1 protein-coding gene is annotated in these 326 nt (G+C 24.2%); it reads right to left on the bottom strand.

The window, feature by feature from the left end:
* Positions 1–192, bottom strand: a 192-nt coding sequence (locus CSUIS19073_RS08305; protein WP_330518316.1) for a glycosyltransferase family A protein, incomplete at its 3' end; no start/stop codon positions are given.
* Positions 193–326 lie beyond the last annotated feature (134 nt).

Raw genomic sequence — 326 nt, 5'->3', positions numbered from 1 at the left:
TGCTTCTATATAATCATCATAATTTGCATAATCTTCCATAACTTCATCCACTTTTTTATCGGTGCTGCCATCATTTATAAGCATTATCTTGATATTTTGATAGGTCTGCGAATAAATATAGTTTAAACACTTATCCAAATATTTGCTAGTATTATAAATAGGGATAATCACACCAACACTCTTGCCACTCATATTTTTCTTAAAATCCTAAATAAAATTTGATTTGAAATCATATCACAATTTATTTAAATAAAATATAAAAAATATATAAAATTTAAATTTATTCAGCTAAAAACAAATACAAATTTAACAACACCAAACCACAC

Origin of the sequence: Campylobacter sp. RM19073, from assembly GCF_024723495.1 — a bacterium.
Lineage (GTDB): Bacteria > Campylobacterota > Campylobacteria > Campylobacterales > Campylobacteraceae > Campylobacter > Campylobacter porcelli.
Note: the sequence above shows the minus strand (reverse complement) of the source record. Positions and strands in the feature narration are given on the sequence as shown.